The 18,754-nt window shown below is 68.9% G+C and carries 17 protein-coding genes and 1 pseudogene; 13 read left to right on the forward strand and 5 right to left on the reverse strand.

Annotation, left to right across the window (positions count from 1 at the left end; all coding sequences use genetic code 11):
• Window positions 1-55: 55 nt before the first annotated feature.
• The 5 genes and pseudogenes from AB0D14_RS26495 (at window position 56) to AB0D14_RS26515 (ending at window position 3,233) form a co-directional block, all read left to right on the forward strand.
• On the forward strand, window positions 56-697 hold the full coding sequence (locus AB0D14_RS26495; RefSeq protein WP_362783564.1) for a PadR family transcriptional regulator: 642 nt from the start codon (window positions 56-58) through the stop codon (window positions 695-697).
• A 104-nt stretch (window positions 698-801) separates the two neighbouring features.
• Window positions 802-1,755: an ATP-binding cassette domain-containing protein gene (locus AB0D14_RS26500; protein WP_362783566.1), complete on the forward strand. Its 954-nt coding sequence runs from the start codon at window positions 802-804 to the stop codon at window positions 1,753-1,755.
• Window positions 1,752-2,513 carry an ABC transporter permease gene (locus AB0D14_RS26505; RefSeq protein ID WP_362783568.1) on the forward strand — a complete coding sequence of 254 codons (762 nt, stop codon included), beginning with the start codon at window positions 1,752-1,754 and terminating at the stop codon, window positions 2,511-2,513. The genes AB0D14_RS26500 and AB0D14_RS26505 overlap by 4 nt, the downstream gene beginning before the upstream one ends.
• A gap of 92 nt (window positions 2,514-2,605) precedes the next feature.
• Window positions 2,606-3,019 (forward strand): annotated as a pseudogene (locus tag AB0D14_RS26510) (DUF5753 domain-containing protein); the annotation flags it as partial.
• A complete protein-coding gene (locus AB0D14_RS26515) occupies window positions 3,012-3,233 on the forward strand; it encodes a DUF397 domain-containing protein (RefSeq protein ID WP_362783571.1) in 222 nt (73 codons plus the stop codon). The pseudogene AB0D14_RS26510 and the gene AB0D14_RS26515, both read left to right, overlap by 8 nt.
• 195 nt (window positions 3,234-3,428) lie before the next feature.
• Here the strand turns inward: AB0D14_RS26515 and AB0D14_RS26520 are convergent, their stop codons facing one another.
• A complete protein-coding gene (locus AB0D14_RS26520; RefSeq protein ID WP_362783572.1) occupies window positions 3,429-4,373 on the reverse strand; it encodes an alpha/beta hydrolase in 945 nt (314 codons plus the stop codon).
• An 89-nt stretch (window positions 4,374-4,462) separates the two neighbouring features.
• On the opposite strand from AB0D14_RS26520, the gene AB0D14_RS26525 reads away from it, so the two are divergent.
• Window positions 4,463-5,053: a TetR/AcrR family transcriptional regulator gene (locus AB0D14_RS26525; protein WP_362783683.1), complete on the forward strand. Its 591-nt coding sequence runs from the start codon at window positions 4,463-4,465 to the stop codon at window positions 5,051-5,053.
• A gap of 126 nt (window positions 5,054-5,179) precedes the next feature.
• Here the strand turns inward: AB0D14_RS26525 and AB0D14_RS26530 are convergent, their stop codons facing one another.
• Complete coding sequence (locus AB0D14_RS26530) at window positions 5,180-6,586, reverse strand: glutamate decarboxylase (protein ID WP_362783575.1); 1,407 nt, start codon at window positions 6,584-6,586, stop codon at window positions 5,180-5,182.
• Between the two features lie 287 nt (window positions 6,587-6,873).
• Complete coding sequence (locus tag AB0D14_RS26535) at window positions 6,874-7,239, reverse strand: YbjQ family protein (RefSeq protein WP_362783576.1); 366 nt, start codon at window positions 7,237-7,239, stop codon at window positions 6,874-6,876.
• Between the two features lie 142 nt (window positions 7,240-7,381).
• On the opposite strand from AB0D14_RS26535, the gene AB0D14_RS26540 reads away from it, so the two are divergent.
• Complete coding sequence (locus AB0D14_RS26540; RefSeq protein ID WP_362783578.1) at window positions 7,382-8,473, forward strand: VTT domain-containing protein; 1,092 nt, start codon at window positions 7,382-7,384, stop codon at window positions 8,471-8,473.
• A gap of 141 nt (window positions 8,474-8,614) precedes the next feature.
• Here AB0D14_RS26540 and AB0D14_RS26545 read toward each other — a convergent pair whose 3' ends face one another.
• Together AB0D14_RS26545 and AB0D14_RS26550 are read right to left on the reverse strand one after the other, a co-directional pair.
• Window positions 8,615-10,270 (reverse strand): threonine/serine exporter family protein, encoded by a 1,656-nt coding sequence (locus AB0D14_RS26545; protein ID WP_362783580.1) that lies wholly within the window; start codon window positions 10,268-10,270, stop codon window positions 8,615-8,617.
• Between the two features lie 133 nt (window positions 10,271-10,403).
• Window positions 10,404-10,895 (reverse strand): inorganic diphosphatase, encoded by a 492-nt coding sequence (locus tag AB0D14_RS26550; RefSeq protein WP_055512344.1) that lies wholly within the window; start codon window positions 10,893-10,895, stop codon window positions 10,404-10,406.
• 79 nt (window positions 10,896-10,974) lie between these two features.
• On the opposite strand from AB0D14_RS26550, the gene dacB reads away from it, so the two are divergent.
• The 6 genes from dacB (at window position 10,975) to folE (ending at window position 18,742) form a co-directional block, all read left to right on the forward strand.
• Window positions 10,975-12,621 carry a D-alanyl-D-alanine carboxypeptidase/D-alanyl-D-alanine-endopeptidase gene (gene dacB, locus AB0D14_RS26555; RefSeq protein ID WP_362783582.1) on the forward strand — a complete coding sequence of 549 codons (1,647 nt, stop codon included), beginning with the start codon at window positions 10,975-10,977 and terminating at the stop codon, window positions 12,619-12,621.
• 77 nt (window positions 12,622-12,698) lie between these two features.
• Complete coding sequence (locus tag AB0D14_RS26560) at window positions 12,699-13,838, forward strand: zinc-dependent metalloprotease (RefSeq protein ID WP_362783584.1); 1,140 nt, start codon at window positions 12,699-12,701, stop codon at window positions 13,836-13,838.
• Between the two features lie 172 nt (window positions 13,839-14,010).
• Complete coding sequence (gene tilS, locus AB0D14_RS26565; protein ID WP_362783587.1) at window positions 14,011-15,051, forward strand: tRNA lysidine(34) synthetase TilS; 1,041 nt, start codon at window positions 14,011-14,013, stop codon at window positions 15,049-15,051.
• A 106-nt stretch (window positions 15,052-15,157) separates the two neighbouring features.
• On the forward strand, window positions 15,158-15,718 hold the full coding sequence (hpt, locus tag AB0D14_RS26570; RefSeq protein WP_362783686.1) for a hypoxanthine phosphoribosyltransferase: 561 nt from the start codon (window positions 15,158-15,160) through the stop codon (window positions 15,716-15,718).
• A 234-nt stretch (window positions 15,719-15,952) separates the two neighbouring features.
• Window positions 15,953-17,983, forward strand: coding sequence for an ATP-dependent zinc metalloprotease FtsH (ftsH, locus tag AB0D14_RS26575; RefSeq protein ID WP_362783590.1), 2,031 nt, complete (start codon window positions 15,953-15,955; stop codon window positions 17,981-17,983).
• Window positions 17,984-18,136: 153 nt separating this feature from the next.
• Window positions 18,137-18,742: a GTP cyclohydrolase I FolE gene (gene folE, locus AB0D14_RS26580; protein WP_362783593.1), complete on the forward strand. Its 606-nt coding sequence runs from the start codon at window positions 18,137-18,139 to the stop codon at window positions 18,740-18,742.
• Window positions 18,743-18,754 lie beyond the last annotated feature (12 nt).

The raw sequence follows: 18,754 nt of genomic DNA on the forward strand, positions 1-18,754 counted from the left end.
GGGCCGGGCCGGGGCCGGTACCCGGGGCGGAGCGGGGCGATCTAGGCTTGACAACATGTCAGCGATCCGCCTCCTCGTCCTGGGTGCCGTACGCCAGCACGGCCGGGCCCACGGCTACCAAGTGCGCAACGACCTGGAGTACTGGGGTGCGCACGAGTGGTCCAACGCCAAACCGGGCTCGATCTACCACGCGCTCAAGCAGATGGCGAAGCAGGGACTGCTGATCGCGCACGAGATCGCGCCCTCCACGGCCGGCGGCCCGCCGCGCACGGAGTACGAGATCACGGAGAAGGGCACGGAGGAGTACCTCACGCTCCTGCGTGAGTCCCTGACTTCGTACGACCAGAAGCCGGACATCCTCTCCGCGGCGCTCGGCTTCGTGGTGGACCTCGGCCGCGAGGAGGTGCTCGCACTCCTGGAGAAGCGGGTGCGTGTCATCGAGGAGTGGCGCGCCGCCGTCACGGAGCACTACGTGCCGGAGGACGGTCCCGAACAGCTGGGTCACATCGGCGAGATCATGAACTTCTGGGTCCACTCCGCCGACAGCGGCGCACAGTGGACCCGCGGTCTGATCCAGCGGATCAAGGGCGGCGCGTACAGCTTCGCGGGCGAGGGCGAGCCGTTCGTGGGCGTGCTCGCGGAGGGCGACGAGAACCCGTACCGCACGGGGGACACGCATCCGGGAGATGCCGAATAAGAAGCGATCCAGAAGTAATCAAGTTTGACTAACACCCCCTTCGGATGTACTCTCCGTCGCAAGCTGGTAGTCAAGTTTGATTACCTGGATGCGGAGGGAGCCCGATGACCGACGTGATCGTCGTCGAGGGCGTACAGAAGCGGTACGGGGACACCTGCGCGCTGGACGGGCTCGACCTGCGGGTCGGGCGCGGCACGGTGCACGCGCTGCTCGGCCCCAACGGCGCGGGCAAGACGACCCTGGTCCGCGTCCTGTCCACACTGCTGCGGCCCGGCGGGGGCCGGGTGGAGGTGGCCGGACACGACGTGGCGACCCAGGCGCGGGAGGTCCGGCGCCGTATCGGCCTGCTCGGCCAGCACGCGGCGCTCGACGAAGAACTCGGCGGACGGCAGAACCTGGAGATGTTCGGCCGCCTCTACCACCTGGGCGCCCGCCACGCGCGCGTGCGGGCCGACGAGCTCCTGGAGCGCTTCGGGCTCGCGGACACCGGCCGCAAGGCGGTCAAGCGGTACAGCGGCGGCATGCGGCGCCGCCTGGACCTGGCCGCCTCACTCATCACCGAACCGGAGGTGCTCTTCCTCGACGAGCCGACCACGGGCCTCGACCCGCGCGGCCGTGCGGAGGTGTGGGGGTCGGTGCGTTCCCTGGTCGGCGGCGGCACGACGGTACTGCTCACCACGCAGTACCTGGAGGAGGCGGACCAGCTCGCCCACCAGATCTCGGTCGTCGACCGGGGAAAGGTCGTCGCGAGCGGCACGGCGGACGAACTGAAGGCCCTGGCGGGCGGTGACCGCATCGACGTGGTGCTGCGGGACGGCGGCCAGCTGGGAGCCGCGGTGGCCCTGCTGCCGCTCGGCGGGGCGGAGGTCTCGGTGGACGTCGACCGGCGTCTGCTGAGCGCCCCGGCCGCCGACCGCATGAAGGTGCTCGCCGGGGTCGTACGGGCCCTGGAGGAGGCCGGGATCGAGGCGGAGGACGTGGTCCTGCGGCGGCCCACGCTCGACGAGGTGTTCCTGCGCCTCACCGAGGACAGCGAACCTGTGAAGGAGGCGGTGTGACCACGTACGCGCTGAACGACTCCTGGACCATGACCCGCCGCGAACTCGCCCACTGGGCGCGTCAGCCGGCCCAGGTCCTGGTCGGGCTGGTCTTCCCCGTGATGCTGCTGCTGATGTTCAGCTACCTGATCGGCGGCGGCCGGGGCGTCGGCGGCGAGTACGTCGACTTCCTGGTGCCCGGCATGCTCGCGCTGACCATGGCCTTCGGCCTGGAGGGCACGATGCTGGCCGTCACCCAGGACCTCAACAAGGGGGTGATCGACCGCTTCCGCTCGATGCCGATGGCCAACGGGGCGGTCCTGGTGGGCCGTTCGGTCGCCGACATGCTCCAGTCGGCGCTCGGCCTGGTCGTGCTGGTCGGGGTCGGGTACGCGCTCGGCTGGCGAGTGCACGGCACGTTCGGTGCCTTCATGGGCGCCATGGGCCTGCTCCTGCTGCTGCGGTTCGCGATGCTGTGGATCGGCATCCTGCTGGCGATGGTGGCCGGAAAGCCGGAGATGCTGCAGGCCGTGCAGATCCTGGTCTGGCCCGTCGGCTTCCTCTCCAACGCGATCGCGTCCCCCGAGTCCATGCCGGACTGGCTGGGCACGGTCGTGGAGTGGAACCCGTTGTCCCAGACGGCCACGGCGGTACGCGGCCTGTTCGCGGGGTCGGGCGCCGAGGCGGGCCGCGTCTGGGCGGCGGTCGCCTGGCCGCTGGCGCTCCTGGCGGTGTTCTTCCCGCTCGCGGTACGGAGGTTCAGCAGGCTCAGTGGGTGAACGTGCCGTGCCGACAGGTCAGCGGCTGCCGTGCAGACCGGCACCGGCACCGGCACCGGCACCGATATCGATATCGGTGCCGGTGCCTTCGTGTTGTCACACGCCTGGAGCGGGCGAAAGTCCTGGACGATCCGGTGACACCCGTAGTCCGGGCGCTGCTCGATGAAGCGGTGCTGCGTCGCGTTGTGGGCGGGCGGGACGTCATGGCGGAGCAGATCGCGCACATGGCCCGGCTGATTGAGTCGAGGCGTATCCGGATTCATGTGCTGCCATTCGAGCTGGGTTTCTACTCGCTGTTGGACGGCATGCTCACGATGATGCAGTTCGAGGATCAGCCGCCTGTGGCTTACGGCGAGGGCCTACGCATGGGGGTGCTGCACGACTCCCCGTCAGTGGTCCAGGAGTTGCTGGGTCGCTACGATCTCGCGCTGAGCGACGCTATGCCGCTCAGGGAGTCTCTGGCCCTGCTAAGGGCACTAGCGAAGGACTACGGACATCATGACTGACCAGGTCATACCGAATGCTGCCCTGCTCAGCGGCTGGCGGACGTCCTCCTACAGCAACAGTGAAGGTGGCAGCTGCGTCGAGGTGGTGGACGGCCACCCGTCAGGGGTCCCCGTACGGGACTCCAAGAACCCGCACGGCCCTGCGGTGATCGTCCCCGCGTCCGCGTGGTCGTCGTTCGTCGCGGCGCTCAGGAGCGGCGACCTCCCCTCTTGAGCACTGAGCACTGAGCAGCTGAGCACCTGAAGCGCCGTGCTGCGTGGCTCGGTGGTCGGAGTCCCGGTGAAAGCGGCATCCGGTTTTGTTCCCGCTCGCGCGCGTACGAGTACGGGGCAGCCAACGCCTCGCGACGGTATCCCCACGCCCTATAGGTAGTCGCCGACGTCACCGGACTGACCAGCGTGTCGCGAACTACTCGACACGCTCGTGATCGATGAACGCGGTCAACACGTCCACAGTTGCGTCGGGCTGCTCGTCGGGAATGAAGTGTCCGGCCTGTGGGATGAAGACGCCGGTCGCGTTCTCTGCCCACGGGCTGATCGAGGCGGCCATGTCGGGGACCGAGCCATGGGAGCTGGAGATTCCCAGGACCGGGACGGTCAAATGCCCTCGTTCGAGAGCGTCATGATTCTTTCGCGCTGATTCCGCGGCGTCGCGGTAGTAGGCGAGAGACGCTGATAGACCGCCCTCGGCCGCGATGGCGGCGGCGTAATGGTCGATCTCGGCGCCGTCGAAGGTGTTCGGGGACAGGGTTTTGACCTTCAAGAACCAGCCGACGTAGTCACGCTCGCGGCCGGTGAGCAGAGTCTCGGGCAGTTCGGGCACCAGGTGGAAGGCGAAGTGCCAGGTCTTCCAGGCCCGGTCGGGATCCGTTGGGATGGAGTCCGGGAGGGTGATTCCGGGAATGCCGGCGTCAAGCAGAGCGACACCATGCAGGCGCTCTTCGTACTTCAGGGCCAGCGAGAAGGCGACCCAGGCCCCGATGTCGTGGGCGACGAGCCAGTACTTCGACACGTTGAGCGCGGTCAGCGCAGCCTGAATACGCGAAGCGACGGTGTGCGTGTCGTAGCCCCCTTGAGGGCGGTCGGAGTGGCCTTGCCCCGGCAGGTCGATCGCGATCACGTGGAATCGCTCGGTAAGGCCTGGCATCACCTTTCGCCAAGCCCACCAGGTCTGGGGGAATCCGGCGAGCAGGACGACGGTGGGACCGGCCGGCCGGCCGCCCTCCACGGCGTGAAGTCGGATTCCTTCCGCGTCGACCCAGCGGTGAGTGAAACCCGCAAGGTCGTGCAGCGGCAGCCCGGGGACCGGATTCCGGTCGCAGGAGCGGTTCGGGACTATGGCGTCGTCGGTCATGCCTTGAGCCTACTGCATCTTGGACTGGTTAGTTCAAGATAGGATGGGCAGGGCCACAACGGCTGGTCCAAGAACGAGGTGCGTGCATGATGGCCGGGAAGAAGCAGTTCGACGTGGGCGTCGCGCTCGACGCGGCGATGGTCCAGTTCTGGCGGGCCGGATACGCCGACACGTCTCTCGACGACCTCTCCAGGACGACCGGACTGAACCGCAGTTCCATCTACTCCTCGTTCGGCGACAAGGACTCGCTCTACCTGCGCTGCCTGGACCGCTACGCCGCGCGGTACGGAAACAGGTACGACCAGGCGCTTTCACGTGCGTCCGAGGAACCGCTCCAGGCGGTACGGGCGTTCTTCGAGGTCACCCTGCAGCGCATCGCCGACCCTGACGTACCTGATGGATGCCTGATCGCACAGACCGCGATGGCAGCACCGGCGCTCAGCCCTGCCATCGCCGCACGCGCGATCGAAGCTCTGGGCTTTCAGCATGCGCGGCTGCGGACCGCCTTGAGCGCCGCGCGGTTGACTGAAGGCGATGCCGACGACTTCGCGGTTCACATGACGGCGGTCAACCAGTCGCTGGCCGTGATGAGCAGGACCAGGGCGAGCCAGAAGCAGCTCCGCACGGTCATCGACATCAGCATGAGCGCGCTCTCGCACGCCTTGCATGCCCGGAGCTAGTGCCGTTTCGCCTGGGTGCGGCGGCGGTTGGGGCGGAAACGCGAAGGTGCCTTCCTGACCTGGGACGATGAACCTTGCTGAGGGGTCCTGACGTGCGGGTCGCTCCTATGGCGCCGTGCGCGCGGCTCAGTGGTGGAAGCCGGTCGCCGTCTCCTTGTCCCGTGTCTGCGGCTGCGACTGGCGGCGCAGTTCCGGCAGCAGACGGCCCAGGTCCTCAATGAACAACTGGGCGAGGTCGGACGAGAAGCCGTTGCGGCACACCACCCGCAGCACGGACAGATCCTCGCGGTTGGCGGGGAAGGTGTACGCCGGCAGCAGCCAGCCCCGCTCCCGCATGCGCCGGGACACGTCGAAGACGTCGAACGCCGTGACGTCCGGGGCGGTGGTGAAGGCGAACACCGGCAGCTGATCGCCCCGGGTGAGGAGCCGGAAGTCCTCCATGGCTCCGATCCGGTCGGCGAGTCCCCGGGCGACGTCCCGGGTCGTCTGCTGGACCACCCGGTAGCCCTCGCGGCCCAGCCGCAGGAACGTGTAGTACTGCGCCACGACCTGGGCGCCCGGGCGGGAGAAGTTGAGCGCGAAGGTCGGCATGTCGCCGCCCAGGTAGTTCACGCGGAAGACCAGTTCGTCCGGCAGCTCGGCGGCCGAGCGCCACAGCGCCCAGCCGACGCCCGGGTAGACCAGCCCGTACTTGTGCCCCGAGGTGTTGATGGAGGCGACGCGCGGCAGCCGGAAGTCCCAGACCAGGTCCTCGTCGACGAAGGGCGCGACCATCGCGCCGGACGCGCCGTCCACGTGGACAGGGATGTCCAGACCTGTGCGTGTCTGCAGCTCGTCCAGCGCGGCGCACAGTTCGGCGATCGGCTCGTACGACCCGTCGAAGGTGGAGCCGAGGATGCCGACGACCCCGATGGTGTTCTCGTCGCACAGTTCGGCGGCCGCCTGCGGGTCGAGGTGGAAGCGGTCGCCCTCCATGGGTACCTGGCGCGCCTCGACCTCCCAGAAGTTGCAGAACTTCTCCCAGCAGACCTGCACGTTGACGCCCATGACGAGGTTCGGGCGGGCTCCCGGATAGCGGTCCGCGTTCCGCTTGGTCCAGCGGCGCTTGAGAGCCATGCCCGCGAGCATGCACGCCTCGCTGGACCCCGTCGTGGAACAGCCCACTGCGGCGGCCGGATCCGGCGCGTTCCACAGGTCGGCGAGCATCGCCACGCACCTGCGCTCCAGCTCGGCCGTGCGCGGGTACTCGTCCTTGTCGATCATGTTCTTGTCCCGGCAGTCGCCGAGCAGCACGTCGGCCTGCGGCTCCATCCAGGTGGTGACGAAGGTCGCGAGGTTGAGCCGGGAGTTGCCGTCCAGCATCAGCTCGTCGTGCACCAGCTGATAGGCGGTGGAGGGCGCCAGCGGCCCGTCGGGCAACCGGTGCTGGGGCGGGGCCTCGGTCATGCCGCCGACCGGATTCGCCTCCCCGTAGAAGGGATTGACGGTCGAGGGACGCTCGTCGGACTTCGCGGGGCCTTTGTGCAGCGGCATGATGCCTCCGGTCGTCGGGCTCGGGGCTCCATGGTGAGCCACCCCCTCGTCATAAGCGGGTGAAACCGGCATGGCGCAGGATGGATTTCCGGCTTGCACCTCACGTGACGTGCGGAGCACCTGCGAGACGCGATCAAGGCGAACGCGGCGCGGCACGGAGGCCGGTGCTGTGACAGGCGCTGTCGGTGAGAGGCGTCGGTGAAAGGCATCCATCGGTAGGCGGCGTCGGTAAAGGCCGTCGGTAAGGGGCGACCGTCAGGACGGGCGACCCTTACCGACGGGTCGCGCTATTCCTTGATCATCACCACGGCCGTGCCGTACGCGCACACCTCCGTGCCCACGTCCTGCGCGTCCGTCACGTCGAAGCGGAACATCAGCACGCCGTTGGCGCCCCGCGCCCGTGCCTGCTCGACGAGCCGTTCCATCGCCTGGTTGCGGGTCTCCACCAGCGTCTTGGTGAGACCCTTCAACTCGCCGCCGATCATCGACTTCAGCCCCGCGCCGATCTGGCTGCCCAGATGCCTGGAGCGGACGGTCAGCCCGAAGACCTCACCGATGACCTGCTCGACCCGGTAGCCGGGTACGTCGTTCGTCGTCACGACCAGCACGTCGGGCTGGGGGCCCTGACCGCCGCCGTATTCTTCGATACCCATGGCTCACAGCTTTGTCCCAGTCGGGGCACAGTGCATCCTGTAGGAGTCGGTGGAACCTGGTCACGTCATGGCGCGTTGATAACTTTGGTCGGCCACACCTTCGCCCGCCGCCGCATCCACCACCCCTCAGGAGCCCGGAAACGTGACGACGCTTGCCCTTGGCCCAAGCTGGTTGGATCCGGACTACCTGTTGGACTCGTTCGGAATCTGGGGCCTGCTCCTGATCGTCTTCGCCGAGTCGGGCCTGCTCATCGGCTTCTTCCTGCCGGGTGACTCGCTGCTGTTCACGGCGGGCATGCTGATCACCGCCAACACCCTGGACTTCCCGCTGTGGGGCGCCGTCGCCCTGATCTGTGTCGCCGCGATCCTCGGCGACCAGGCGGGCTACATGTTCGGCAAGAAGGTCGGCCCGTCGCTCTTCACCCGACCGGACTCCCGGCTCTTCAAGCAGGAGAACGTCACCAAGGCGCACGAGTTCTTCGAGAAGTACGGCCCGAAGTCGCTGGTGCTGGCCCGATTCGTGCCCATCGTGCGCACGTTCACGCCGATCATCGCCGGCGTCAGCGGCATGAAGTACCGCTCGTTCGTGATCTTCAACGTGATTGGCGGCGTCCTGTGGGGCGCCGGTGTCACGCTGCTCGGTTCCTGGCTCGGCAGCATCGAGTTCGTCCACAAGAACATCGAGCCGATCCTGCTTCTGATCGTCCTCCTCTCGGTGGTCCCGATCATCATCGAGTTCCTGCGGGCCCGCGGAAAGTCCAAGAAGAACCCGGCGAACCCGGCGCAGTCCGGGTCCCAGGCCGCCCACGTTCCTCCGGCGGGCCACGCCATGGACGACCGGACGACGCAGCTCCGCCAGGTGCCGCCGGCCCACCAGAACGGCCACGGCCAGCAGCACGGCCGGCAGCACACCCAGCAGCCCGGCCAGGACCAGGGCTACGGCAACCACGGTCAGCAGAACCAGCAGTACGGCAACCAGAACCAGCAGTACGGCAACCAGGGCCAGCAGAACCAGCAGTACGGCGATCAGAACCAGGACTACTACCAGCAGCCGTACGGCGATCAGGGCCAGGACCACTACCAGCAGAACGAGCCGTACGCGCCCCAGTACCCCCAGGGCTACGGACAGGGCGGCCACCCGTACCCCGAGGACCAGCAGCAGTACCAGCAGGGGCAGCAGGGCCGGCAGCAGTACCCGTACGGCGACCAGAACCAGGACTACCCCCGCAACTGACCGGGTCGGCGAGCCCGCGCCCTTCAGGGGCGCGGGGCAGCGTCGATGTGCGGCTCCGCCGCGTGGGCGCGACCAGCCCCCACCGGCGGTCTGACGTACAACGACGGGTGCCACCCGACCGCTCAGAACCCACCCGATCGCTCAGAACCCGCGCGTCCGCTTCGCGGCCCGCCGCGCCCCGGCGGTGGCACCGGGCAGGTGCATGAACAGCCGTGAGATCTCGGACCCCAGGTTCATCCCGATCGCGATGGCCATCGCGAGCGCGGCCGCCTTGGTGAGTGACACCAGACCCTCGTCGACGTCGCTCTTGGCGATGGCGAGCAGCCCGAAGTACGTGGCGGAGCCGGGCAGCAGCGGCCCGATCGCGGCGGTCGTGTACGGCAGCGCGGAGGCGAACCGGTAGCGCGACATCAGCTGCCCGAACAGCCCGACGAGACCGGCCGCCACGGCCGTCGAGGCGACCGGTGAGATCTCGCCCGCGTAGTGCATCGCGCCGTACACACTCCACGCGACCCCGCCGTTGAGGGTCACGATCAGCACGGTGGAACGTTCCTGCTGGAGCAGGATCGCGAACGCGAGCGTGAGGAGCATCGACGCGGCGATCTGCCACCCGGGACGGTTGGAGGACAGCTGGGCCGCGTCCGGATCGAGCTCGGCGCCCAGCTTCACGCCGAAGTACAGGATCACGAGGACGCCGATGACGATGCCGACGTAGAAGTACATGACTTCCAGAAGCCGGGCCGCGGCGGTGATGTAGTAGCCCGTCAGCCCGTCCTGTACGCCCGCCACCAGCGCCCGGCCGGGCAGCAGCGCGAACAGCCCACCGGTGATCACCGCGGACGCCCGTACGTCGACGTGCGCGATCGTGAGCGCGGCGCCCATCGCGGCGGCCGGCATCGCGGCCACCGTGAACTGGTAGAACTCCGGCAGCCCGCGCCCGGCGCACAGCCACGCCAGCCGGTCGCCCAGCATCGCGCCGACGACCGCCGCGACGAACACGATGACGTCACCGCCGACGAGCACGGAGGCCGCGCCCGCGAGCAGCCCGGTGGCGAGGGTCAGCAGCCAGCCGCTGTACGGGTGCCGGTTACGGCGGATCTCGGCGAGCCGCCGGTAGGACTCCTCCAGGGAGACCTCGGTCTCGTCGTCGCTGATGTCGTCGACGAGCTGGTACACGGCCGCCAGACGCGTGTAGTCGGTGCCCCGGCGCCGTACGGTCCGCGACGCGGTCACCGGATCGTCGACCAGTGACGGCTGGTACGAGATGGACAGCAGGGTGAAGGTGACACCCGGCTCGCAGCGGTCGAGGCCGTAGGAGCGGCAGACGGCGAACATCGCCGCCTCCACGTCCTCGGCGCCCTCTCCGCCGGCGAGCAGCAACTCGCCGACGCGCAGGGTCAGGTCGAGGACGCGCGGCACGGCGGGGCCCTCGTCCTCGGTCTTCTGCACGATCTCGGGCACGGGCCGCTCGGCGACCGGCATACGCAGCATCGTGCGCATCCGGTCCTGCCAGGGGGCGTCCTTGACGAGGTCGACCCGCGGTATGCCTCCCGGCGGGGTGAAGGCGACCGGCGCCTGCTTGGCGCTGTACGTCCTCGGCATGTTGAACGCCGAACCCTCGGACTCGGTGGCGGGCGTCTGCGGGACGCCGAACCCCTTGGGCAGGGCGAACTCGGACGTCGTCGACGACTCCTCCTCGACCGGTGGAGCCTGCGCCACCACACCGCTGGGCGGAACGAAGGCGCTGCGTGCCTCGTCCGACTGCGGCTTGTGGTCCTCGGCCTCCGAATTCGTCACTCGCTACTCCCGATTCGCGACTCCCGACTCGCACCGCCGGCACGCCCCGGCAGTACGCCCCAGTATGCGCACTGACAGACAAACGGGCCGCGCGACCCGGTCCGGGTCACGCGGCCCGCAGAAAACAGGGGGATCAGTGGCCGCCCGTCTCCTTGAAGCGCTTGTACGACCGCTCGACCTCGGCCTCGGCGTCCGTGCGGCCCACCCAGTTGGCGCCCTCGACGGACTTGCCGGGCTCCAGGTCCTTGTAGACCTCGAAGAAGTGCTGGATCTCCAGACGGTCGAACTCCGACACGTGGTGGATGTCCCGCAGGTGCTCCACACGCGGGTCGTGCGCGGGAACGCACAGCAGCTTGTCGTCGCCGCCGGCCTCGTCCGTCATACGGAACATGCCGATCGTGCGGCACTGGATGAGGCAGCCGGGGAAGGTCGGCTCGTCCAGGATGACCAGCGCGTCCAGCGGGTCGCCGTCCTCGCCGAGGGTGTTCTCGACGAAGCCGTAGTCGGCCGGGTAGCTGGTCGAGGTGAAGAGGCGACGGTCCAGACGGATCCGACCGGTCTCGTGGTCCACCTCGTACTTGTTCCGTGAACCCTTCGGAATCTCGATCGTGACGTCGAACTCCACCGGTTGCTCCTCCATGATCAGCACATAGTTCTGGTGGTTAAGTGTCCCTCACGCAGGTGTGTGATCGCGAAAGGGGCTGGTGGTCGTGCCGGAGCTGAGGGCTTGGCGGGCCGCGCGACCGCATGTGGTGCGGATCGCGCGATCCGTGAGACCGCAACTCGTACGGGCCGCGGAGGCCGTGAAGCCACCGCTGGCTCGGGCGGCAGAAGCCGTGAAGCCACCGCTCACCCGGGCGGCAGAAGTCGTGAAGCCGCTGGTCAAGCGGCCGTCGACCGTGCAGTTCACGACGGGCGCCGCCACCCTCGGACTCGTCGTGGCGGCCACCGTGGTCACCGCGGCCGGACCCTGGGACTCCAGCGGTCAGCGTACGGCGGAGCGCGACTGGGCCGCATCGCGGGAGCGCGCAGGTGGCGCAGATCACGGCCATGTGTCCGGTACGTCCGGAAAGGCGCCGGCGCCCGCACCCAGCGCCGCGTCCGTGCTCACCCGGCTGGGCGGCTCAGCGGGCTCCGGACAGTCCCCGAAGTCCGCCGCGGACAAGTCACCGGCCCTTACGGAGAAGGCCCTCACCAGGGTTCTCGGGCCGCTGCTCGACGACCCCGCGCTGGGTTCCGGCCGTACGGGCGCCGTCGTCGACCTGGCCACCGGCAAACGCCTGTACGGCAAGGGCGCGGACGACGCGCTGACCCCGGCCTCCACCACGAAGATCGCCACGGCCGTCGCGGCGCTCACCGCGGCCGGCGCGGACCACCGCATCGCGACCCGCGCGGTCCTCGAACCCGGCACCGAGGAGGTCGTCCTCGTCGGCGGCGGCGATCCCACACTGACCGCCCGCAAGGACGCGGACGGCAACGCGAGCCTGCGCTCCCTCGCAGACGACACGGCCCGCGCCCTCAGGTCCCGCAAGAGCGGCGAGGTGACGCTCTCGTACGACACCTCGCTGTACGCGGGCTCCGCCGTGCACCCGATAGGGGCCAACACCAACCTCGCCCCGGTCAGCGCCCTGATGGCCGACGAGGGCCGTCTCGACGACTCCTCCAGCGGTCCCGCGGACCGCAGTACGGATCCGGCGGCCGACGCGGCCCGCGCGTTCGCCGATCTCCTGCACGACCGGGGGATTAAGACCACGACCCCGGGCACCTCCAAGGCGACCGGCCGCGCCAAGACCCTCGCCACCGTGCAGTCCCCGCCGCTGTCGGCGCTGGTCGAACGCATGCTGACCAGCAGCGACAACGACATCGCCGAGGCCCTCGCCCGCCAGACCGCCCTCGTCTCCGGCGAACCGGCGAGCTTCGAGGGCGGCGCGGCGGCGATCCGTGAGCAGCTGAGGAAACTCGGACTGCCGCTCAAGGGCACGCGGTTCGCCGACGGCAGCGGCCTGGACCGCGCGGACAAGCTCACCGCGGACCTGCTCACGGCCCTGCTGGCCGAGGCGGCCGACCCGGACCGCCCCGAACTGCGCCCGGTCCTCACCGGTCTGCCCGTCGCCGGTTTCACCGGCACCCTCAGCCATCGTTACGCCGGCCGGCCGGGCACCGGCGTCGTACGCGCCAAGACCGGCACCCTGACCGGCGTACACACCCTCGCGGGCACGGTCGTCGACACCGACGGCCGTCTCCTCGCCTTCGCGTTCCTGACATCGTCCAATCCGCCCACGGACCCCACGACCACCCAGCAGGCCCTGGACCGCCTGGCCTCGACCCTGGCCTCCTGCGGCTGCAACTGACCCGCGCGGTCCCCGCAAGGCGCACCCCGACGGTCCACCCCTGCCCCAAGCGGCAGCGCTCCCGTACGGTTGACTGCATGACGAGCATCCGTGGTGCGGAGATGGTCGACTGGAATCTCGCGGTGGCGACCGCGACCCGGCTCGCACGGCCGGGCCCAGAGGTGAGCCGCGACGAGGCCCGGGCTGTCGTCGCGGAGCTGCGCCGGCATGCCAAGGCGTCGGAGGAGCACGTCCGCGGGTTCACGCGGATGGGCGGGGACGATCTCCACGACACCCCCATCCTCGTCGTCGACCGTCCGGGCTGGGTCCGGGCGAACGTCGCCGGCTTCAGGGAAATCCTCAAACCGCTGCTCGACAAGATGCAGGAACGTCGCGGCAGCACCCCGGGCGGAGCCGTGCTCGGCGCCGTCGGCGGCAAGGTCACCGGCGTCGAGCTGGGCATGCTGCTGTCCTTCCTGTCCTCCAGGGTTCTCGGTCAGTACGAGACGTTCGCCCCGGCCACCAGGGAACTCCCGGCCGGTGGCCCCGCCGGTTCGCCGAACGGCGGCGGCAGGCTCCTCCTGGTGGCGCCGAACATCGTGCACGTGGAGCGCGAACTCGATGTCCAGCCCCACGACTTCAGGCTCTGGGTCTGCCTCCACGAGGAGACCCACCGCACGCAGTTCACGGCCGTGCCCTGGTTGCGCGACCACCTGGAGGGCGAAATCCAGTCTTTCCTGGGGGAGACCGAGGTCGACCCCATGACCGTCCTGGAACGCGTCCGCGAGGCCGCCCAGTCCCTCGCGGGCGGCCGCCCCGAGGGCGAGGAGGGTGACGAGGCACGCTCCATCGTCGAGATCGTGCAGACCCCCGCCCAGCGCGAGATCCTCGGCCGGCTCACCGCCGTGATGTCCCTCCTGGAGGGGCACGCCGACTTCGTGATGGACGGCGTGGGCCCGGCGGTGGTCCCGTCCGTCGCCGAGATCCGCGAGAAGTTCCAGCAACGGCGGGCCCGCGGTGCCTCCCGCCTCGACCTCGCCCTGCGCAAGCTGCTGGGCCTCGACGCGAAGCTGCGCCAGTACCGGGACGGCGAGCGTTTCGTCCGCGCGGTCGTGGAGGAGGTGGGCATGGACGGCTTCAACCGTGTGTGGACCTCGCCGAACACCCTCCCGACCAAGTCGGAGATCGCCAAACCGGCGGACTGGGTCGCGCGGGTGCACCGCAAGGCAGAGTCGTGAACTGAATCAGGCCGACGGCAGGTGAGCGCCTCCTCAATCACCCGTCCGAGGGACCGTGAGGCATGGGTAGGCGTGCAATGCTCGGGGAACGGCCCGGTTCTGTCACCATCGAGACACTCTGAGTGACCGAACCCGGGCTCACCCCCCGACAATTTCATGAAGGGAACCGGACATGGGTCCCCATCCTGCGGTCGCGGCGATACGCCTGGCGGTCCGCCGCGTACTTCACGACGTCCTTACCGATCACGCCCCGGATCGCGCCCCGGATCGCGCTCTCGGCACGCCCCCCGGCGCGCCGCTCGTGCTGGTCGCGTGCTCCGGCGGCGCCGACTCCATGGCGCTCGCCTCCGCCCTCGCCTTCGAAGCGCCCAAGCTCGGCATCCGGGCCGGCGGCGTCACCGTGGACCACGGTCTGCAGTCCGGGTCCGACCTGCGCGCCGGCGAGGTCGTCCTGCGGCTCACCGAGCTGGGGCTGGGCCCCGCCGAGGCCATCGCGGTGACCGTCGGCCGTGACGGCGGCCCCGAAGCCGCCGCCCGCGACGCCCGCTACACCGCTCTGGACGCCGCCGCCGAGCGGCACGGCGCCGCCGCGGTCCTGCTCGGCCACACGCGCGACGACCAAGCGGAAACCGTCCTGCTCGGCCTCGCCCGCGGCTCCGGAACGCGCTCCCTGTCCGGCATGGCCGCCGTCTCCGGAGGGCCGGGCGCCGACCGCCGCTACCGTCGCCCGTTCCTGCACCTGGACCGGCAGACCGCCCGCAAGGCCTGCATGGTCCAGTCGCTGCCCGTCTGGGACGACCCGCACAACGCCGATCCGGCGTACACCCGCTCCCGGCTGCGCCACGAAGGGCTCCCCGCTCTGGAGAAGGCGCTCGGCAAGGGCGTCGTCGAGGCCCTCGCCCGTACGGCCCAGCTGTCCCGTGACGACGCCGACGCACTCGACGCGTGGGCCGGCCGGGCCGAGGCCTCGGTACGCGACGCGGCGGGCCTCCTGGAGTGCGCCAAGCTGTACGCGCTGCCGCCCGCCGTGCGCCGCCGGATCCTGCGCCGCGCCGCCATCGAGGCCGGGGCGCCCGCCGGTTCGCTGTTCGCCCGCCACATCGAGGAGATCGACCGGCTGATCACCGGCTGGCGCGGCCAGGGAGCCATCAACCTCCCGGGCAAGGTCGTCGCCCAGCGGCAGGGTGGCAGACTGGTGATTCGGCAAGGCTGAAAAAGAGTCGCCCTTCGGGCGGTGACTCCCCTGAAGGGCAACCCCTTCGGGGAGCGGACCCTCTTCGCCGAGGGCCGGGAAGCAGCCGGTGGGACGACCGAAAGTGATGCGGGTGGACGCGAAAGACCTGGGCACCGACCTCAAGTCGGTGCTCATCACCAAGGAAGAGATCGACGCGAAACTGGTCGAGCTGGCCGCGAAGATCGACGCGGAGTACGCGGGCAAGGACCTGCTGATCGTCGGTGTCCTCAAGGGCGCCGTGATGGTCATGGCGGACCTGGCGCGGGCCCTGTCCACCCCCGTCACCATGGACTGGATGGCCGTCTCCTCGTACGGCGCGGGCACCCAGTCCTCCGGAGTGGTGCGGATCCTCAAGGACCTCGACACCGACATCAAGGGCAAGCACGTCCTGATCGTCGAGGACATCATCGACTCCGGGCTGACGCTGTCCTGGCTGATCTCCAACCTCGGCTCCCGCGAGCCCGCGTCCCTCAAGGTGTGCACGCTGCTGCGCAAGCCCGAGGCCGCGAAGGTCGCGATCGACGTGGAGTGGGTCGGGTTCGACATCGCGAACGAATTCGTCATCGGGTACGGCCTCGACTACGCGGAGAAGTACCGGAATCTCCCGTTCGTCGGTACGCTCGCGCCGCATGTCTACGGAGGCTGAGAGCCTGGCACAGGCTCTTGAGGCACCCTGGACGGGTGACGTCGCGCCTACGGGGGTTCAACCCCTGTAGGACGACCGGGAACCCCAGCGGGTTTCGCGCCGTTGGAGCATACGTGGACGGGGTCTGTCAGCCGGACCGTGCAGCTTCGGGTGACAATGCTGAGGTACCGTCCGAAGAACAGTCTTATCAAACTCACTATGGCAGGAGGGACGGGGCGACACCGCTCCGTATGGATGGACGTGAAGCGATACTTCCGTGGGCCGGTCATGTGGATCGTGCTGGCCGTCCTTGCCGTGGTCGTGTTGATGCAGGTCGTCGGCTCGTCCGGCGGCTACAAGACGGTGGACACCGGCCAGGTCGTCCAGGCGATCAGTGACAACAAGGTCAAACAAGCCAAGATCACAACCGGCGACGACCAGATCATCAAAGCCGAGCTCAAAGACGGCGAAAAGGTCGAGGGCAGCTCGAAGATCCAGGCGAGCTACATCGGCGACCAGGGTGTGACCCTCGCCGCCACCCTCCAGGACAAGTACCAGAACAAGCAGATCCCGGACGGCTACACAGTCTCGCCGACCAAGCAGAACGCCTTCGTCGGCATCCTGCTGACTCTGCTTCCCTTCGTTCTCATCGTCGTCGTCTTCCTGTTCCTGATGAATCAGATGCAGGGCGGCGGCTCCCGGGTCATGCAATTCGGGAAGTCCAAGGCGAAACTCATCACCAAGGACACCCCGAAGACGACGTTCGCCGACGTGGCGGGCTCGGACGAGGCGGTCGAGGAGCTCCACGAGATCAAGGAGTTCCTCCAGGAGCCGGCGAAGTTCCAGGCCGTCGGCGCCAAGATTCCCAAGGGCGTGCTCCTGTACGGGCCTCCCGGTACGGGCAAGACGCTGCTCGCACGTGCTGTCGCGGGCGAGGCGGGTGTCCCGTTCTACTCGATCTCCGGTTCCGACTTCGTCGAGATGTTCGTCGGTGTCGGTGCCTCCCGAGTCCGTGACCTGTTCGAGCAGGCCAAGGCGAACGCCCCGGCGATCGTCTTCGTGGACGAGATCGACGCGGTCGGCCGCCATCGCGGCGCCGGCCTCGGCGGCGGTCACGACGAGCGTGAGCAGACGCTGAACCAGCTGCTCGTCGAGATGGACGGCTTCGACGTCAAGGGCGGCGTGATTCTCATCGCCGCGACGAACCGCCCGGACATCCTCGACCCGGCTCTCCTGCGCCCCGGCCGCTTCGACCGCCAGATCGCGGTCGACCGCCCGGACATGCTGGGCCGTCTGGCGATCCTCAAGGTTCACCAGAAGGGCAAGCCGGTCGCCCCGGACGTCGACCTGTCGGCCGTCGCGCGCCGCACGCCCGGCTTCACGGGCGCGGACCTGTCGAACGTGCTGAACGAAGCTGCGCTGCTCACCGCGCGCAACAACGGGAAGCTGGTCGACAACGACATGCTGGACGAGGCGATCGACCGTGTGGTCGCGGGCCCGCAGAAGCGGACCCGGATCATGTCGGACAAGGAGAAGAAGATCACCGCGTACCACGAGGGCGGACACGCCCTGGTCGCGGCGGCCTCACCGAACTCCGATCCGGTCCACAAGATCACGATCCTCTCCAGAGGCCGTGCTCTCGGCTACACGATGGTCCTGCCGGACGAGGACAGGTACTCCACGACCCGCAACGAGATGCTCGACCAGCTGGCATACATGCTGGGCGGGCGCGCGGCCGAGGAGCTCGTCTTCCACGACCCGACCACGGGTGCCGCGAACGACATCGAGAAGGCCACCACCACGGCCCGCGCGATGGTCACGCAGTACGGCATGACCGAGCGTCTCGGCGCCATCAAGTTCGGCGGCGACAACACCGAGCCCTTCCTGGGCCGGGAGATGTCGCACCCGCGCGACTACTCGGAAGAGGTCGCCGCGCTCGTCGACGAAGAGGTGAAGAAGCTCATCGAGAACGCGCACAACGAGGCCTGGGAGATCCTGGTCGAGAACCGCGACGTACTCGACGCGCTGGTGCTCCAGCTGCTGGAGAAGGAGACGCTGAGCAAGGAGCAGATCGCCGAGGTCTTCACTCCCATCATCAAGCGTCCGGCCCGCCCCGCGTGGACCGGCTCCTCCCGCCGCACGCCGTCCACCCGCCCGCCGGTGCTCTCCCCCAAGGAGCTGTCACTGACGAACGGTTCGAGTCCCGCGATCACCGCGAACGCCAACGCATCCGCTGAGGCGCTCCCGGCGACCGAGACGGCCCCCGAGGACCGCACCGAGAGCTGACCCCGGCCCCCGGTGGCCTCACCAGGCCCCTCACCAGGCCCGGAATGGATGCCGCGCCCCCCAGGTCTTAGCCTGGGGGGCGCGGCATCTTTCCATGCCCGCACATGAGACGTGTGATCCGTACACGTCGAAGGCTCAGGAACGAGGCATGAGATGACCGACCCCGTGCGGCTGGACGGCGAGGGTGTGATCGGCGAGTTCGACGAGAAGCGTGCCGAGAACGCCGTACGAGAGCTGCTGATCGCCATCGGCGAGGACCCGGACCGCGAAGGGTTGCTGGAGACGCCGGGGCGGGTGGCCCGCGCCTACCGGGAGATCCTGGCGGGGCTGTGGCAGGAGCCGGAGGACGTTCTGACGACGACGTTCGACCTGGGGCACGACGAGATGATCCTGGTGAAGGACATCGAGATCGTCAGCCTGTGCGAGCATCATCTGCTGCCGTTCCACGGTGTGGCGCACGTCGGGTACATACCGGCGAGCACCGGCAAGATCACCGGTCTGTCGAAGCTCGCCCGGCTCGTCGAGGTCTTCGCCCGGCGTCCGCAGGTGCAGGAACGACTCACCACGCAGATCGCCGACTCTCTGACACGGATCCTGGAGGCGCGTGGCGCGATCGTCGTCATCGAGGCCGAGCACATGTGCATGTCCGTGCGGGGCATCCGCAAGCCGGGAGCCAAGACCATCACATCGGCGGTGCGTGGACAGCTTCGGGACGCTACGACCCGAGCCGAGGCGATGAGCCTGATAGTGGCGCGCTGACCACCAGAACCC

This window comes from Streptomyces sp. NPDC048484, assembly GCF_040651415.1.
GTDB lineage: Bacteria > Actinomycetota > Actinomycetes > Streptomycetales > Streptomycetaceae > Streptomyces.

Excerpts from the sequence above, each read along its gene's own strand:
- AB0D14_RS26535 (WP_362783576.1), bottom strand. The coding sequence starts at position 7,239 with ATGGGTATCGAAGAATACGGCGGCGGTCAGGGCCCCCAGCCCGACGTG.
- ftsH (WP_362783590.1), top strand. The coding sequence starts at position 15,953 with ATGGACGTGAAGCGATACTTCCGTGGGCCGGTCATGTGGATCGTGCTG.
- AB0D14_RS26500 (WP_362783566.1), top strand. The coding sequence starts at position 802 with ATGACCGACGTGATCGTCGTCGAGGGCGTACAGAAGCGGTACGGGGAC.
- AB0D14_RS26515 (WP_362783571.1), top strand. The coding sequence starts at position 3,012 with ATGACTGACCAGGTCATACCGAATGCTGCCCTGCTCAGCGGCTGGCGG.
- AB0D14_RS26530 (WP_362783575.1), bottom strand. The coding sequence starts at position 6,586 with ATGCCGCTGCACAAAGGCCCCGCGAAGTCCGACGAGCGTCCCTCGACC.
- AB0D14_RS26525 (WP_362783683.1), top strand. The coding sequence starts at position 4,463 with ATGGCCGGGAAGAAGCAGTTCGACGTGGGCGTCGCGCTCGACGCGGCG.
- AB0D14_RS26560 (WP_362783584.1), top strand. The coding sequence starts at position 12,699 with ATGACGAGCATCCGTGGTGCGGAGATGGTCGACTGGAATCTCGCGGTG.
- tilS (WP_362783587.1), top strand. The coding sequence starts at position 14,011 with ATGGGTCCCCATCCTGCGGTCGCGGCGATACGCCTGGCGGTCCGCCGC.
- AB0D14_RS26520 (WP_362783572.1), bottom strand. The coding sequence starts at position 4,373 with ATGACCGACGACGCCATAGTCCCGAACCGCTCCTGCGACCGGAATCCG.
- hpt (WP_362783686.1), top strand. The coding sequence starts at position 15,158 with ATGCGGGTGGACGCGAAAGACCTGGGCACCGACCTCAAGTCGGTGCTC.
- folE (WP_362783593.1), top strand. The coding sequence starts at position 18,137 with ATGACCGACCCCGTGCGGCTGGACGGCGAGGGTGTGATCGGCGAGTTC.
- AB0D14_RS26495 (WP_362783564.1), top strand. The coding sequence starts at position 56 with ATGTCAGCGATCCGCCTCCTCGTCCTGGGTGCCGTACGCCAGCACGGC.